This window comes from Stenotrophomonas tumulicola (genome assembly GCF_014117215.1).
GTDB classification, from domain to species: Bacteria; Pseudomonadota; Gammaproteobacteria; order Xanthomonadales; family Xanthomonadaceae; genus Stenotrophomonas; species Stenotrophomonas tumulicola.
This window is the reverse complement of the sequence record NZ_JACGXS010000006.1, coordinates 189,402-204,870: the sequence shown is the minus strand read 5'-3', so window position 1 is coordinate 204,870 and position 15,469 is coordinate 189,402. Positions and strand designations below refer to the sequence as shown.

The 15,469-nt window shown below is 66.6% G+C and carries 13 protein-coding genes; 7 read left to right on the top strand and 6 right to left on the bottom strand.

Going from position 1 to position 15,469, the window contains the following annotated elements; genetic code table 11:
* Positions 1-744: 744 nt before the first annotated feature.
* Positions 745-2,112 carry an adenylosuccinate lyase gene (purB, locus tag H4O11_RS13315; protein ID WP_182339903.1) on the bottom strand — a complete coding sequence of 456 codons (1,368 nt, stop codon included), beginning with the start codon at positions 2,110-2,112 and terminating at the stop codon, positions 745-747.
* A gap of 422 nt (positions 2,113-2,534) precedes the next feature.
* On the opposite strand from purB, the gene H4O11_RS13310 reads away from it, so the two are divergent.
* On the top strand, positions 2,535-3,947 hold the full coding sequence (locus tag H4O11_RS13310) for a class II fumarate hydratase (RefSeq protein WP_182339902.1): 1,413 nt from the start codon (positions 2,535-2,537) through the stop codon (positions 3,945-3,947).
* 101 nt (positions 3,948-4,048) lie between these two features.
* Here the strand turns inward: H4O11_RS13310 and H4O11_RS13305 are convergent, their stop codons facing one another.
* The 4 genes from H4O11_RS13305 to htpG all read right to left on the bottom strand — a co-directional run bounded on the left by H4O11_RS13305 (position 4,049) and on the right by htpG (position 8,826).
* Entirely contained in the window at positions 4,049-4,318 is a 270-nt protein-coding gene (locus tag H4O11_RS13305) for an oxidative damage protection protein (protein WP_182339901.1), read from the bottom strand.
* Between the two features lie 113 nt (positions 4,319-4,431).
* Complete coding sequence (gene mutY / locus H4O11_RS13300; RefSeq protein ID WP_182339918.1) at positions 4,432-5,496, bottom strand: A/G-specific adenine glycosylase; 1,065 nt, start codon at positions 5,494-5,496, stop codon at positions 4,432-4,434.
* Between the two features lie 22 nt (positions 5,497-5,518).
* Positions 5,519-6,919: a signal recognition particle-docking protein FtsY gene (gene ftsY, locus H4O11_RS13295; RefSeq protein WP_425506053.1), complete on the bottom strand. Its 1,401-nt coding sequence runs from the start codon at positions 6,917-6,919 to the stop codon at positions 5,519-5,521.
* A complete protein-coding gene (gene htpG / locus H4O11_RS13290) occupies positions 6,919-8,826 on the bottom strand; it encodes a molecular chaperone HtpG (RefSeq protein WP_182339899.1) in 1,908 nt (635 codons plus the stop codon). Before htpG ends, ftsY begins: the two co-directional genes overlap by 1 nt.
* Positions 8,827-9,860: 1,034 nt before the next feature.
* Between htpG and rsmD the strand changes: the two genes are divergently transcribed.
* From rsmD to H4O11_RS13260, 6 genes are all read left to right on the top strand, one after another.
* A complete protein-coding gene (gene rsmD, locus H4O11_RS13285; protein WP_182339898.1) occupies positions 9,861-10,439 on the top strand; it encodes a 16S rRNA (guanine(966)-N(2))-methyltransferase RsmD in 579 nt (192 codons plus the stop codon).
* Positions 10,440-10,465: 26 nt separating this feature from the next.
* Entirely contained in the window at positions 10,466-10,975 is a 510-nt protein-coding gene (gene coaD / locus H4O11_RS13280) for a pantetheine-phosphate adenylyltransferase (protein ID WP_182339897.1), read from the top strand.
* 80 nt (positions 10,976-11,055) lie between these two features.
* Complete coding sequence (locus H4O11_RS13275; RefSeq protein WP_182339896.1) at positions 11,056-11,550, top strand: hypothetical protein; 495 nt, start codon at positions 11,056-11,058, stop codon at positions 11,548-11,550.
* Positions 11,551-11,708: 158 nt separating this feature from the next.
* Positions 11,709-11,990 (top strand): YfhL family 4Fe-4S dicluster ferredoxin, encoded by a 282-nt coding sequence (locus tag H4O11_RS13270; RefSeq protein WP_182339895.1) that lies wholly within the window; start codon positions 11,709-11,711, stop codon positions 11,988-11,990.
* Positions 11,987-13,705 (top strand): gamma-glutamyltransferase, encoded by a 1,719-nt coding sequence (ggt, locus tag H4O11_RS13265; protein WP_182339894.1) that lies wholly within the window; start codon positions 11,987-11,989, stop codon positions 13,703-13,705. The genes H4O11_RS13270 and ggt overlap by 4 nt, the downstream gene beginning before the upstream one ends.
* Positions 13,706-13,806: 101 nt before the next feature.
* The gene (locus H4O11_RS13260; RefSeq protein ID WP_182339893.1) at positions 13,807-14,694 is read left to right on the top strand and encodes an MBL fold metallo-hydrolase; all 888 of its coding nucleotides are present in this window, start codon (positions 13,807-13,809) and stop codon (positions 14,692-14,694) included.
* A gap of 82 nt (positions 14,695-14,776) precedes the next feature.
* Here H4O11_RS13260 and upp read toward each other — a convergent pair whose 3' ends face one another.
* A complete protein-coding gene (gene upp / locus H4O11_RS13255) occupies positions 14,777-15,412 on the bottom strand; it encodes a uracil phosphoribosyltransferase (RefSeq protein WP_182339892.1) in 636 nt (211 codons plus the stop codon).
* Between the last annotated feature and the right edge of the window lie 57 nt (positions 15,413-15,469).

The following is a 15,469-nucleotide window of genomic DNA, read 5'->3' as shown; positions in this document are numbered from 1 at the left end:
GCCGGGCGGGTGGGGTATGCGGGGCACGCGCAAGTACGTCCTTGTAGCTCTTCGCGGCTCCTGCCGCTCAAGGCCCCGCATACCCCACCCGCCCGGCCCCCGGACAGTTTCCGGTGGCCGCCAGCCGCGTTAAAAAAATGGTAGAGCGGGGCCATGCCCCGCTGCCGTTGGTGCGATGCCGGAAACAAGAGCCGCCGGGCATGGCCCGGCGCTACCCGACGCTGCATGCACCTGTCGAAGGTGGGCCTGGGTGGCTTGGCGCGAAACAAAGAAAAATCGGTAGAGCGGGGCCATGCCCCGCTGCCGTTGGCGCAATGCCGGAAACAGGAGCAGCGGGGCATGGCCCCGCTCTACCCATCCCACCCCATTCCGCCGGGCATGGCCCGGCGTTACCCGACGCCGCATGGACCTGTCGAAGGTGGGCGGATGGGGTATGCGCAAGAAAAAATCGGTAGAGCGGGGCCATGCCCCGCTGCCGTTGGCGCGATGCCGGAAACAAGAGCAGCGGGGCATGGCCCCGCTCTACCCATCCCCATCACCCCATTCCGCCGGGCATGGCCCGGCGCTACCTGCCGCCGCATGGACCTGTCGAAGGTGGGGCGGGGTGGGTTGGCGGGACCTTGTGAGGCAGGAGCCGAACATGAGCCCCCATGGATGGGTTCACGGCGCGTCCCGCCAACCCACCCCGTCCCACCAGCGCGCAGCCCTGCAGCTGTTGCTGTTGCTTCTGCTGTTGCTGTTGCCTTAGATCTTCCGCGCCAGTTCCGCCGCCAGGCCGGCATATCCGCCCGGGGTCAGTTCGCGCAGGCGCTGCTTGGCATCCTCCGGCAGTTCCAGCGATTCCACGAAGGCGCGCATCGACTCGGCGGTAATGCCCTGGCCACGGGTGAGGGCCTTCAGCTGCTCATACGGATTGGGCAGGCCGTGGCGACGCATCACCGTCTGTACCGCTTCGGCCAGCACTTCCCATGCGCCATCCAGGTCGGCGTCCAGGCGCTGCGGGTTTACTTCCAGCTTGCCCACGCCCTTGGCCAGGGAGTCCAGCGCTACCTGGGTATGGCCGAACGCCGTGCCCAATGCGCGCAGCACGGTGGAGTCGGTCAGGTCACGCTGCCAGCGGCTGATCGGCAGCTTGGCGCTGAAGTGCTCGAACAGCGCGTTGGCGATGCCGAAGTTGCCCTCGGCGTTCTCGAAATCGATGGGGTTGACCTTGTGCGGCATGGTCGAAGAACCGACTTCGCCTTCCTTCAGGCGCTGCTTGAAGTATCCCAGCGAGATGTAGCCCCAGATGTCGCGGGCCAGGTCGATCAGGATGGTGTTGGCGCGGCGCGCGGCATCGCCGATCTCGGCCACGTTGTCGTGCGGCTCGATCTGGGTGGTGTACGGATTGAACACCAGGCCCAGGCCCTCGACGAAACGCTGCGCGAAGCCCGGCCAGTCCACGTCGGGGTAGCTCACCACGTGCGCGTTGTAGTTGCCCACCGCACCGTTGATCTTGCCGGTCAGTTCCACCGCGGCGATCTGCCGGCGCTGGCGTTCCAGGCGTGCCACCACATTGGCCAGTTCCTTGCCCAGCGTGGTTGGCGAGGCGGTCTGGCCGTGGGTGCGCGACAACATCGGCTGGGCGGCCTGCGCGTGGGCCAGCGTGCGCAGCGAACCGGCGATGCCGTCCAGGCTGGGCAGCAGCACCTCGCGCCGGGCCTGCTCCAGCATCAGGCCGTAGCTGAGGTTGTTGATGTCTTCGCTGGTGCAGGCGAAGTGCACGAACTCCAGTGCGGGGGCGAGTTCGGCGTCGTCCTTCAGCTGTTCCTTGATGAAGTACTCCACCGCCTTGACATCATGGTTGGTGGTGCGTTCGATGTCCTTCACCCGTTCGGCCTGGGCCGGGCTGAAGCCCTCGGCCAATGCGCGCAGGCGGGCCGAGGCTGCGTCGGAGAACGGCGACAGCTCGACGATGCCCGGTTCGGCAGCCAGTGCCAGCAGCCATTCCACTTCGACCTTGATGCGGGCCTTGATCAATCCGTATTCGGAGAAGATCGGGCGCAGGGCATCGACCTTGCCGGCATAGCGACCATCGAGCGGGGACAGGGCAAGCAGGGCGGATTCGGTCATGTCGGCAGGCAATGGGAAAGGCGGCGGGGGCCATATTCTACGACGCGGGGCCCTTGCATGCTCGGTAGCGCCGGGCCGCGCCCGGCGGATTGTTGCCGCGCTGCGCGCTCGCCGGGCATGGCCCGGCGCTACCGAGCAGTGCCCACCGCGCATGACCGGACGATGCCGAGCAGTGCCCACCGCGCATGGCCGGACGATGCCGAGCAGTGCCCACCGCGCATGGCCGGGCGATGCCGAGCAGTGCTCGCCAAGCATGGCCCGGCGATACCGATCGGGTTCGCGCATGCAACGATCTGGCCCGTCCTCGTCATCCCACGCTTCGGGCAAGGGAGTATCGTAGGCCGGCCGCCAGCCTGGGGAAACCTGCCCGTTGCCAGCCGCAGTTTCCCTTTACCCAATGACAGAAACGCGGAGTTGCAGCAATGAGCAAGGCGACAAGCAAAGAGTTCCGGACCGAACATGACAGCATGGGCGAGCTGCAGGTGCCTGCCGATGCCCTGTGGGGCGCGCAGACCCAGCGCGCGGTGGAAAATTTCCCGATCTCCGGGCAGCGCATGCCGCGCGGTTTCATCCGCGCGCTGGGCCTGGTCAAGGGCGCAGCGGCCGGCGTCAACGCCGAACTGGGCCATCTGCCGAAGAACCTCGCCAAGGCGGTGCAGGCCGCCGCCACCGAAGTGGCCAGTGGTGAGTGGGACGCGCATTTCCCGATCGACGTCTACCAGACCGGCTCCGGCACCTCGTCCAACATGAATGCCAACGAGGTCATCGCGACGCTGGCCAACCGTGGCGGCAAGGCGGGCAAGACCGCGGTGCACCCCAACGATCACGTCAACCAGGGGCAGAGTTCCAACGATGTGATCCCGACGGCCCTGCGCGTATCGGCGGCGCTGGCGGCGCACGAAGAGCTGCTGCCCGCGGTGGCACACCTGCGCAAGGTCATCGACCGCAAGGGCCGCAGCCTGCGCAAGGTGGTCAAGACCGGGCGCACCCATTTGATGGATGCCATGCCGCTGACCTTCGAGCAGGAGTTCTCGGCCTGGTCGGCACAGCTGGCTTCGGCGCAGGAGCGCATCGAAGACAGCCTGAAGCGCCTGCGCCGCCTGCCACTGGGCGGTACCGCCATCGGCACCGGCATCAACGCCGACCCCCGCTTCGGCGAACGCGTGGCCAAGGCGTTGAAGGTGCGCACCGGCATCAAATTCGAAAGTGCCGCCAACAAGTTCGAAGGCCTGGCCGCGCAGGATGACGCGGTCGAGATTTCCGGCCAGCTCAATGCACTGGCGGTGGCGTTGATCAAGATCGCCAACGACCTGCGCTGGATGAACGCCGGTCCGCTGGCCGGGCTGGGCGAGGTCGAGCTGCCTGCGCTGCAGCCGGGCAGTTCGATCATGCCGGGCAAGGTCAATCCCGTGATCCCCGAAGCCACCGTGATGGTCTGTGCGCAGGTGATCGGCCACCACACGGCGATCACCGTGGCCGGACAGACCGGCAACTTCCAGTTGAACGTGGCCCTGCCGCTGATCGTGGCCAACCTGCTCGACAGCATCGGCCTGCTGGGCAACGTGTCCAGGCTGTTGGCCGACAGCGTCATCGCCGGGCTGAAGGTGCGCGAAGACCGGGTGCGCGAGGCGCTGGATCGCAATCCGATCCTGGTGACGGCGCTGAATCCGATCATCGGCTATGAGAAGGCTGCCGCCATCGCCAAGCGTGCGTACAAGGAACAGCGTCCGGTGCTGGACGTGGCGCTGGAAGACAGCGGGCTGGGCGAAGCCGAACTGCGCCGGCTGCTGGATCCCCGCGCATTGACCGCGGGCGGCATACACGCCGGCGGTTGAACGTGGTTGCCGGGCATCGGTAGAGCGGGGCCATGCCCCGCTGCGCGGGCAAGGGGGCATGGGCCGGCATCACCACCGCGATACCGGCCCGGCACCCGCGGTCAGGCTTCGGGCACGAAGCCGGCCGGCTTTTCAGCGCCACCGGAGAACAGGTATTTCACCAGTTCTTCTTCCAGGAACGCGCGGTGTTTTGGATCGCGCGGCGACAGGCGGTTCTCGTTGATCAGCATCGTCTGGTGTGCCAGCCATGCGCTCCATGCCGGCTTGCCGATATTGGCGTAGATGCGCTTGCCGAGTTCGCCGGGATAGGGCACGAAATCCAGCCCTTCGGCGTCGCGTTGATGGTACTGGCAGAAAACGGTACGGCTCATGTGATTCAGTTGCTCGGGAACGTGGGCGTTCCCATTGTAGTGCCGGGCCATGCCCGGCTGCTTTTTCTCCGTTGCCGCCAGGCACGGCTTCGCGCTGCAGGGCTGGCCCGGCGCTACAGGTCCTGCAGCAGTTTACGGATCGGGGCGGGCAGGCCGAGCGATGGCAATTGGGCGGCAGGCACCCAGCGCAGCATCGGGTCGGCCACTTTCAGCGCTTCCACACGCGTGCGCATTACCTGCAGGTGCAGCCGGTAGTGGCTGAAGGTGTGTCGTACCAGCGGCAGTTCCAGCGCGTCTTCCAGCACGCCGTCCACGTGGGCATCGAACCAGTCCTGCAACTGCTGGCCGGTATCGGCCTGCGGCAGCGTCCACAGCGATGCCCAGATGCCTGTCTCGGGGCGTTTCTGCAGCAGCAGCCGGCCCTGGCGATCCTGCAGTAGCAGGGCCACCGCCTCACGTTCGGGCAATGCCTTGCCGGGCTTGGCCGTCGGCAGCTCGGCGGTGCGGCCATCACGTCGGGCCACGCAGTCTTCCTGCAATGGACAGATCACGCAGGTTGGCTTGCTGCGCGTGCACAGCGTGGCGCCCAGGTCCATCTGCGCCTGGGTGTAGTCGGCCATGCGGCCGGCCGGCACATGGTCCACGTGTGCCTGCGCCAACGTCCACAGCGGTCGCTCCACGGCAGGCAGGCCCGGAAATCCTTCGATGCCGTGGTAACGGGTCAGCACGCGCTTGACGTTGCCATCCAGGATCGCGAACGGCTCGTTCCAGGCCTGGCTCAGGATGGCGCCGGCGGTGCTGCGGCCAATGCCCGGCAGCGCGTGCAGCGCGTCGAGATCGCGCGGCAGGTCGCCCGCGTGCTCGTCGACGCAGCGCTTCGCCGTCGCATGCAGGTTGCGTGCACGTGCGTAATAGCCAAGCCCGGCCCATCGCGCCATCACCGCATCGTTATCCGCAGCGGCGAGGTCGGCCAGGGTAGGGAAGTGCTGCAGGAATTCCAGGAAGTACGGAATGACCGTGGCGACCTGGGTCTGCTGCAGCATGATCTCCGACAGCCAGACCCGGTAGGGCGTACGGGGGTGCTGCCAGGGCAGGTCATGGCGGCCGTGGCTGTCGAACCAGCGCAGCAGGCGCGCGACGAAGGCATCGCCGCCGTCGACGGCCGGCGTCCGTGGCACGGGCGCCACGGCAAGGGCGCTGTCAGGCACTGCCCAATGCTTCCGGCAGCAGGGCGTCGACGAAAGCTTCCGGATCGAATTCGCGCAGGTCTTCCGGGCGTTCGCCTATGCCGGCGAAGCGGATCGGAATGCCGAATTCCTGGGCCAGCGCGAACACCACGCCGCCCTTGGCCGTGCCATCCAGCTTGGTCACCACCAGGCCGGTGACATTCACCGCGGCGTTGAACTGGCGCAGCTGCGACAAGGCATTCTGGCCGGTGGTGCCGTCGATCACCATCAACACTTCGTGTGGAGCGGTGGGATCGATCTTGCCGAGCACGCGGCGGATCTTGCCCAGCTCGTTCATCAGCCCGGACTGCGTATGCAGGCGCCCGGCGGTGTCGGCGATCAGCACCGAGGTACCCCGCGCCTTGCCGGCCTGCAATGCATCGAATGCCACCGACGCGGCATCGGCATTCTGTCCCTGGGCGACCACGGCGACGCCGTTACGGTCGCCCCAGGCCTGCAGCTGCGCCACGGCAGCGGCGCGGAAGGTATCGCCGGCGGCCAACATCAGGCTGTGGCCTTCGTCCTTGAAACGCTTGGCCAGCTTGCCGATGGTCGTGGTCTTGCCGACGCCGTTGACGCCAACGGTGAGCACGACGAACGGCTTGGCGGCACGATCGATCTGCAAGGGTTGCGACACCGGCTTGAGGATGGCGACCAGGTCGGCACGCAGCGCAGCCAGCAGTGCATTGGCGTCGGTGAACTCGCGCGCCTTCATCCGCCTGCGCAGGCCATCGACCAGCGAGGTGGTGGCGGTGACGCCGACGTCGGCGGTGATCAGTGCGGTTTCGATTTCATCCAGCAGGTCGTCGTCGAGCTTCGGGTTGCGCGAAAACAGGCCGCCGAAGCTGCGTGCGAAGGTGCTGTTGCGCAGGCGCTCGCGCCAGCCGCTCTTGCCGGGCGCAGCCGGTTCGGCGTCCACCAGCACGGGCAGGTCGGCAGCAGGAGCGGTCAGCTCCGTGGCGGGGGTTACCGGTGCCAGCGGTGCCAGCACGGCGGCGGCGGCCAGTTCTTCGGCGACGAAATCCTCGGGTGCGCGCTGATCGCTGCCGGGCGGGTCCACGGGTCGCTGGTCTTCCACGACTGGCGGGTCTTCCACGGTGTCTGCCGGTGACGGGCGTGGCCCGTCACTGCCGGGGGCTTCCGCCTCGACCGGCTTGTGGCCGGGAAACGCGGCCGCGAGCTCTTCAGCCGAATAATGCTGGGTCTTGGCTGCGTCGTCCTGCGGCGCGTCCTGGGGCTTTTTGCGGCGGAAAAAACTGAGCATTGAGAAGAAAGCTGCTGTGACAGGGCGATAGGGTACCACCGGGCCCGGTGGGGCCTGCGTGGAGGACGCGGCATTGCGGGATGGCGACCAGCGGCCGCCATCCCGCGGCATTACGCGGACAGCTCGAGCAGCAGCTTGTTCAGGCGCGTCACGTAGGCGCCCGGATCCTTCAGGCTGTCGCCAGCGGCCAGCGCCGCCTGGTCGAACAGCACCCGTCCCAGGTCATCGAAGCGCTCGCCATCGGCTTCCGCCTCCAGCTTGGCGATCAGCGGATGGCCGGGATTGATCTCCAGCACCGGCTTGCTTTCGGGCACCTTCTGTCCGCTGGCTTCCAGGATCTGGCGCATCTGCAGCCCCAGGTCCTGCTCTCCGATGGCCAGCACCGCCGGCGAGTCGGTCAGGCGGTGGGATACGCGCACGTCGGCCACGTCATCGCCGAGGGCGGTCTTCAGCCGTTCCACCAGGGCCTGCTTGTCCTTGGCGGCTGACTCCTGCGCCTGCTTGTCTTCCTCGCTTTCCAGTGCCCCGAGGTCCAGGTCGCCGCGTGCGATGTCGACGAAACGCTTGCCATCGAACTCGGTCAGGTAGCCCATCAGCCATTCGTCGATGCGGTCGGTCAGCAACAGTACCTCCACGCCCTTCTTGCGGAACACCTCCAGGTGCGGGCTGTTGCGGACCTGGGTGAAGCTTTCGCCGGTCAGGTAATAGATCGTGTCCTGGCCCTCTGCCATGCGGCCCAGGTAATCGGCCAGCGACACCGTCTGTGCGTCGCCCTCGCCACGGGTGGAGGCGAAACGCAGCAGGCCGGCGACCTTTTCACGGTTGTTGAAGTCCTCGGCCGGGCCCTCCTTCAGTACCTGGCCGAATTCCTTCCAGAACGTGGCGTACTGTTCCGGCTTGTCCCTGGACAGCTTCTCCAGCATGTCCAGCGAGCGCTTGGTCAGCGCCGACTTCATCGAATCGATGACCGGGCCGGACTGCAGGATCTCGCGCGACACGTTCAGCGACAGGTCGTTGGAATCGACCACGCCCTTGATGAAACGCAGGTACAGCGGCAGGAACTGCTCGGCCTGGTCCATCACGAACACGCGCTGCACGTACAGCTTCAGGCCCTTCGGCGCTTCGCGGTGGTACAGGTCGAACGGCGCGCGGCCGGGCACGTACAGCAGCGAGGTGTACTCCAGCTTGCCTTCGACCTTGTTGTGGCTCCAGGCCAGCGGATCGCCGTGGTCGTGCGCCACGTGCTTGTAGAATTCGGTGTATTCGGCGTCGCCCACTTCGCTGCGCGGCCGGGTCCACAGCGCGCTGGCGCGGTTGACGGTCTCCCATTCCTGCGCGGGCGCGGCGTCTTCGCCTTCGGCGGCCGGCGCTTCCTTCGGCATCTGGATCGGCAGGCCGATGTGGTCCGAGTACTTCTTCAGGATGCCGCGCAGGCGCCAGCCGTCGGCGAAGTCGTGCTCGCCATCCTTCAGGTGCAGCACGATGCGGGTGCCGCGCCCGGTCTTTTCGATGGTGGCGATGTCGAACTCGCCTTCGCCACGCGAGGACCAGCGAACGCCGGCATCGGCAGGCAGGCCGGCGCGGCGCGAATACACGTCCACCTGGTCGGCGACGATGAACGCGCTGTAGAAGCCGACGCCGAACTGGCCGATCAGCTGCGAATCCTTCTTCTGGTCGCCGGACAGCTGGCGCAGGAAATCGCCGGTGCCGGATTTGGCGATCGTGCCCAGGTGGGCGATGGCCTCTTCGCGGGTCATGCCGATGCCGTTGTCTTCGATGGTCACCGTATGCGCGGCGGCATCGAAGCTGACGCGCACCCGCAGTTCGCTGTCACCCTCCAGCAGCGCCGGCTGCGTCAGCGCTTCGAAACGCAGCTTGTCGGCGGCGTCGGCGGCATTGGACACCAGCTCGCGCAGGAAGATTTCCTTGTTCGAGTACAGCGAATGGATCATCAACTGCAGCAGCTGCTTGACCTCGGTCTGGAAGCCAAGGGTTTCGGTGGTGGTGGTTTCGGTCATCGCTTCGGGCTCCATGTCATTGCCGCGCCAGCAGGTGCGGCCTGGGCAAGGGGTGAGGGTGATTGTCCCGGAATCAAGGCCTTCCTCCGTGGGCCAGCGAACGGCTGGGCCCCTCGTGGTGGGTCGCTGGAAGCGGTTTTCTGGGATTGGGCCGGGCGGTGGGGCTGGTCGGGGGACGCGCACAAGTACGTCCATGTAGCGCTCGTTTCGCGCCATCCATGGCGCTCAACGCCCCCGCCCAGCCCCACCGCCCGGCCCTGTGACGTGTCCCGCGCACCCACCACGGAAAAGAAAAAAGAAAAGCGGAATGGTTGGCCGCTCTCTGCTGAAGTCCACGGGTACATCCCGCCGACCATGGGTCGGCGCTACTGCTTTTCATTTTCTTTTTACGTGGCGGGACGCGCGCGCGGATTGTCAGGGCCGGGCGGGAGGGGTTGGTGGGGGCGTTGAGTGCCATGGATGGCACGAAACGAGGCCCGCATGGATGCAGTTCTTGCCGCCCCCCACCAACCCCTCCCACCCGGCCCAAACTGAAGAACCAACACTGAGCGGCCCACCACGAGGGGCTCCGCCGTCATGTAGCGCTCGTTTCGCGCCATCCATGGCGCTCAACGCCCCCGCCCAGCCCCCGGCCCTGTGACGTGTCCCGCGCACCCACCACGGAAAAGAAAAAAAAGCGGAATGGTTGGCCGCCCTCCGCTGAGGTCCACGGATACATTCCGCCGACCATGGGTCGGCGCTACTGCTTTTCATTTTCTTTTTACGTGGCGGGACGCGCGCGGATTGTCAGGGCCGGGCGGGAGGGGTTGGTGGGGGCGTTGAGTGCCATGGATGGCACGAAACGAGGCCCGCATGGATGCAGTTCTTGCCGTCCCCCACCAATCCCTCCCACCCGGCCCAAGCTCAAGAACCAACACTGAGCGGCCCACCACGAGGGGCTCCGCCGTTCGCCGCCTACTGTGCTGCCGCTACAATCGCAGCATGCTGAATTCCTTGAACCAGACCCGTGCGTGGGTCAATCCCGGTAGCGCGCCATGAGTGGCCGCGGTAGCAATGACGGCCAGGTCCGCATCATCGGCGGCCAGTGGCGCAACACGCGGTTGCCGGTGCCTGCCTTGCCGGGCCTGCGCCCGAGCAGCGACCGGGTGCGCGAAACCCTGTTCAACTGGTTGATGCCGCGATTGGGCGGGGCTCGCGTGCTGGATCTGTTTGCCGGCAGCGGGGCGCTGGGGCTGGAAGCGGTCTCGCGCGGCGCGGCGCATGCCACCCTGGTTGAACGTGATCCGCAACTGGCCGGCAACCTGTCGGCCATCGTCGCCAGGCTGGGGGCCGAAGAGCGGGTGCAGGTGGTGCAGGCCGACGCGCTGCGCTGGCTGCAGGGCAGCCCGGCGGCCCGGGCGGACATCGTGTTCGTCGATCCACCGTTCGCCGCCGGCCTGTGGGACAGCGTGCTGGGCCTGTTGCCGCGCCACCTGGCCGCAGGCGCCTGGCTGTACCTGGAATCGCCCGATGGCCATGCGCCAGTGCTGCCGGCCGACTGGATGCTGCACCGGGAAGGCGGTACCCGCGAAGTACGCTTTGCGCTGTACCGCCGCGCCGCTGCTACACTTTGACCCAATCTGAACGTTTACGACCGCACATGACCGTCGCCAACCGTCGCATCGCTGTCTACCCGGGCACCTTCGACCCGATCACCAATGGTCACATCGACCTGGTGAACCGGGCCGCGCCCCTGTTCGAAAAGGTGGTGGTCGGCGTGGCACAGAGCCCTTCGAAGGGGCCGACGCTGCCGCTGGAGCAGCGCGTGCAGCTGGCCCGGGGCGCACTGTCCCACCACGACAACGTGGAAGTGACCGGCTTCGACACGCTGCTGGCGCACTTCGTGCGCTCGGTGCAGGGCGGCATCCTGCTGCGCGGCCTGCGCGCGGTCTCCGATTTCGAGTACGAATTCCAGATGGCCAGCATGAACCGCCACCTGATCCCGGAAGTCGAAACCCTGTTCCTGACGCCAGCCGAGCAGTACAGCTTCATTTCGTCCTCGCTGGTACGTGAAATCGCACGCCTGGGTGGCGATGTGTCCGGCTTCGTGCCGGCCTCGGTGCTCGATGCGCTGCGCAGGGCCCGCGAAGCCAAGGCGGCGCAGGCCTGATCCACCCGCCCGTGGCGGATGACCGCCGTCGGCACCTTTGTATCCACTGCAATCCACAGAACCACCACGGGAGATCACCCATGAACACCACCATGCGCGCGATGCTGCTGGCCTCGCTGGCCCTGGCCTTCACCGCCTGCAAGAAGGAAGAAGCCCCGGCTCCGGCCGCCGACGCACAGCAGGCACTGGTTGCCCCGGCCAAGGACGACGATGCCGGCTGGAAGAAGTACCTGCAGGGAGTGGCCGTGCAGAACATGGGCAACATCACCAACAGCCCGTTCCTGTACTACCTCGCACCGGAATCGGATCCGGAGTTCGACGCCAAGTTCGAACGCCAGACCGAGAGCGCGACCCAGGCCGTGGCGCGTGGCGTGCAGCCGGGCAACATGCTGGCCTTCGGTTCGTCGGCCTCGGCCAAGATGGCCGACATGATCGAAGTCGTGTTCAAGGACGTGTCGCCGGATTCGATGAAGAACGTGCGCGTGCTGTTCATCGGTGATGCCGCCGACAATGCCCGCGTGCAGGCCATCGTGCAGCCGACCGGTGCCGAGTACGTGTTCGTCGAAGCCAAGTAATTCCCGTGCGGTAGCGGCCACGCCAGGCGGCGTGGTCGTTGGCGGTATCCTTGTCGGGGACCGCCACTGACCGGCCAGCGCGCCCGCGCCGGCCGGTGCCAGTCCAGCGACCTGCCGCCCCCTGGCAGGACGCGGTGCGCGGGCGAGGAGTAATCGCCGTGTCGCTGAAAATCAATGAGCTCTGCGTCAACTGCGACGTCTGTGAGCCAGCCTGCCCGAACCAGGCCATCGCGATGGGTGAAACCATCTACGTGATCGACCCCGCACGCTGCACCGAATGCGTGGGCCATTTCGATGAACCCCAGTGCGTGGTCGTCTGTCCGGTGGAATGCATCGACCCGGACCCGGACATCGTCGAAACCGAGCAACAACTGCTGGCCAAGCTGCGCGGCCTGCAGCACGATCATCCCGAACTTTACGCGGAGCCCCCATCCGAATGAAACCGATCCTGCGTCCCTTGCTGCTGCTGGGCCTGCTGTTCACGCCGCTGGCCTGGGCGGATGCGCCGACCCGCGCGACCCATCCCGATGGCGCGGCCATCGCCAGTGGCCACCAACTGGCCACCCAGGCGGGCATGGAGATCCTGGCGCAGGGCGGCAACGCGTTCGATGCCGCCGTGGCGGTCTCCTCCACCCTGGCCGTGGTGGAGCCGATCAGCTCCGGGCTGGGGGGCGGCGGCTTCTTCCTGCTGCACGATGCCGCATCGGGCAAGGACATCATGCTCGACGCCCGCGAGACCGCGCCGGCCGCAGCGACCGAGGCCGCCTTCCTGGACAAGGACGGCAACCTGGATCGTGACCGTTCGGTCAACGGCGCCTGGTCGGCGGGCATTCCCGGCCTGCCGGCGGCGCTGGTGGAACTGTCCGGCAAGCATGGCAAGCTGCCACTGAAGAGCTCGCTGCAGCCTGCGATCCGCATCGCCCGCGAAGGCTTTCCGGTCTATGCACGCATGGCCAAGGGCTACCAGTCGCGGCGCGAAGTGATGGAACGTTATGCCGGCACGCGCGAGGTCTACCTGCGCAACGGCAAGCCGATCGCCGAGGGCGACCTGTTCCGGCAGCCCGAGCTGGCCCGCACGCTGGAGCGGCTGGCCGATGGCGGATTCGATGGGTTCTACCGTGGCCAGACCGGCAAGCTGCTGCTGGCGGGCGTGAAGCAGGCCGGTGGCCGCTGGACGGCCGACGAGTTGGCCGGTTATACGGTGAAGGCCCGCGCGCCGATCGTGTTCAATTACAACGATTGGAAGATCACCACCGCGCCGCCGCCGTCGTCCGGTGGCATCGCGCTGGCGAGCATGCTGCAGATCCTGGAAGGCTGGGACATCAAGTCGATGGATGCCGCGCACCGCACCCATCTGGTGGTGGAAGCGATGCGCCGCGCCTACCGCGACCGTACCTTCTTCCTTGGCGATCCGGACTTCGTCGATATCCCGCAGAACGTGCTGACCAGCAAGGATTACGCCCAGGGCCTGCGCGCGACGATCCACCCGGAAAAAGCGACGCCCAGCGACCTGCTGTCGGGCAATCCGACCCCGCTGGAAGACGACGAGACCACGCATTTCTCGATCATCGATCAGGAGGGCAACCGCGTCGGCGCTACCCAGACGGTGAACCTGCTGTATGGCTCCGGCCTGATCCCGAAGGGCACCGGGGTGCTGCTGAACAACGAAATGGACGACTTCGCGCTGAAGCCGGGTACGCCCAATGCCTTTGGCGTGATGGGGTATGAAGCGAACGCACCGAAGGCGGGCAAGCGCATGCTCAGTTCGATGACGCCGACGTTCATGGAGAATGCGGACAAGGTAGTGGTGCTGGGCACGCCCGGCGGCAGCCGCATCATCACCATGGTGCTGCTGGGTATCCTCGGCTACGACCAGGGCCTGGGCGCGCAGCAGGTTGCCGCGCTGCCGCGTTACCACCACCAATGGTTGCCGGACGTGATCGAAGCCGAAAGCGGCGCCTTCGACGAGGGCACCATCAAGCAGCTGCAGGCAATGGGCCACAGGATCGACCTCCCGGGCGACAGCGCTGCCGGTGGCCGTGGTTCCAGCCATGTATGGGGCAACCTGCAGACAGTGGAATGGGACCGTCGCAGCAATACCCTGTCCGGCGGCAGCGACCCGCGCAATCCGGTGGGCAGCGCCGAAGTACGCTGACCCGGTCGGCAGCGCCGGGCCATGCCCGGCGAGTGCCGCAGCCCGTGCATCCAGCCTGCCGTCTAGCGATTATTTAACGCCCGCGCACAGATAATTGCGTCATGAAACTATGGTCGATTCGTGGCAATACGCAGCGCCTGGACGGCGGGGCGATGTTCGGCAACGCACCGCGGGCATTGTGGGAAAAGTGGGCCGTGCCCGATGAGCTGAACCGTATCGAGCTGGCCTGCCGGGCCTTGCTGGCCAGCCCGCTGGAAGGCAGGACGGTGTTGTTCGAGGCAGGCATCGGCGCATTCTTCGAACCACGCCTGCGCGAACGCTATGGCGTGCAGGAAAGCCAGCACGTCCTGATCGACTCATTGCGCGAGGCGGGTTTCGAGCATGAAGACATCGACGTCGTGGTCCTCAGCCACCTGCATTTCGACCATGCCGGTGGCCTGCTCGCGGCATGGAGCGAGGGACGCATGCCGGAACTGCTGTTCCCCAACGCCACCTTCGTGGTTGGCGCCGAGCATTGGCAGCGTGCGCTGCAGCCGCATCCGCGCGACCGCGCCAGCTTCATCCCGGAACTTCCCGCGCTGCTGCAGGAAACCGGGCGGCTGGAAGTGGTCGAGGGCGAATATTCCAAGGTATTGGGCCGCAGCGTGCGTTTCAGTTTCAGCGACGGCCACACGCCCGGTTTGATGTTGGCCGAGATCGTCGGCCAGCCGGCAGCGGATGGGCAGACCCTCGGAGGCGTGGTGTTCTGCGCCGACCTGGTCCCGGGTCGCTCCTGGGTCCACGTACCGATCACCATGGGCTACGACCGCAACGCCGAACTGTTGATCGACGAGAAGAAGCAGTTCCTGGAAGACAAGCTGGCGCGCAACGTGCATCTGTTCTTCACCCACGACCCGCAGGTGGCGCTGGCCCAGCTGGGCCGCGACGAGAAAGGGCGTTTCGTGACCCTGCACGAACAGGACGAACTGAAAGCCCGCGCGCTGGGCTGATCAAAAAAGGGGACGGAGGGGATTAAGTCGCATACGGCCATGGACATGGCCGTATGCGACTTAATCCCCTCCGTCCCCTTTTTCAGTCGATCACGCGGGTGCCGAAGATGCGGTCGCCGGCATCGCCCAGTCCGGGCAGGATGTAGCCCTTCTCGTTCAGGTGGTCATCGATGGCGGCGGTGTAGATCTCCACGTCCGGATGCGCGGCCTGCACGGCGGCGATGCCTTCTGGTGCAGCAACCAGGAAAATGCCCTTGATGCGGCGCGCACCGGCCCGCTTGAGCATGTCGATGGTAGCGATCAGCGTGCCGCCGGTGGCCAGCATCGGGTCCAGGATCAGCGCGTCGCGCTCTTCAAGGCGGCCGGTCAGGCGTTCGAAGTAGGGCACCGGCTGCAGCGTCTCTTCGTCGCGTTGCAGGCCAACCACGCTGACGCGTGCAGCCGGGATCAGCGACAGCACGCCACTGAGCATGCCCAGCCCGGCACGCAGGATCGGCACCACGGTGATCTTGGCGCCGGCGATGCGCTGCACGGTCACCGGCCCGGCCCAGCCTTCCATCGTATGTGACTCGGTGTCCAGGTCGGCGGTGGCCTCATAGGCCAGCAGCGTGCCCAGCTCGTTGGCCAGTTCGCGGAAATCCTTGGTGCTGAGCGCGGCTTTGCGCATCAGGCCGATCTTGTGCTGCACCAGCGGATGGCGCACTTCGACGATGTTCATGGGGGCGGGAATGGGAAAGGCAGAGGACGCTATTCTGCCGCAGCACGGCACCCCCGG

Coding starts and splice junctions, on each gene's coding strand:
- purB (WP_182339903.1), bottom strand. CDS start 2,112: ATGACCGAATCCGCCCTGCTTGCCCTGTCCCCGCTCGATGGTCGCTAT.
- H4O11_RS13310 (WP_182339902.1), top strand. CDS start 2,535: ATGAGCAAGGCGACAAGCAAAGAGTTCCGGACCGAACATGACAGCATG.
- H4O11_RS13305 (WP_182339901.1), bottom strand. CDS start 4,318: ATGAGCCGTACCGTTTTCTGCCAGTACCATCAACGCGACGCCGAAGGG.
- ftsY (WP_425506053.1), bottom strand. CDS start 6,919: ATGCCGCGGGATGGCGGCCGCTGGTCGCCATCCCGCAATGCCGCGTCC.
- htpG (WP_182339899.1), bottom strand. CDS start 8,826: ATGACCGAAACCACCACCACCGAAACCCTTGGCTTCCAGACCGAGGTC.
- rsmD (WP_182339898.1), top strand. CDS start 9,861: ATGAGTGGCCGCGGTAGCAATGACGGCCAGGTCCGCATCATCGGCGGC.
- coaD (WP_182339897.1), top strand. CDS start 10,466: ATGACCGTCGCCAACCGTCGCATCGCTGTCTACCCGGGCACCTTCGAC.
- H4O11_RS13275 (WP_182339896.1), top strand. CDS start 11,056: ATGAACACCACCATGCGCGCGATGCTGCTGGCCTCGCTGGCCCTGGCC.
- ggt (WP_182339894.1), top strand. CDS start 11,987: ATGAAACCGATCCTGCGTCCCTTGCTGCTGCTGGGCCTGCTGTTCACG.
- H4O11_RS13260 (WP_182339893.1), top strand. CDS start 13,807: ATGAAACTATGGTCGATTCGTGGCAATACGCAGCGCCTGGACGGCGGG.
- upp (WP_182339892.1), bottom strand. CDS start 15,412: ATGAACATCGTCGAAGTGCGCCATCCGCTGGTGCAGCACAAGATCGGC.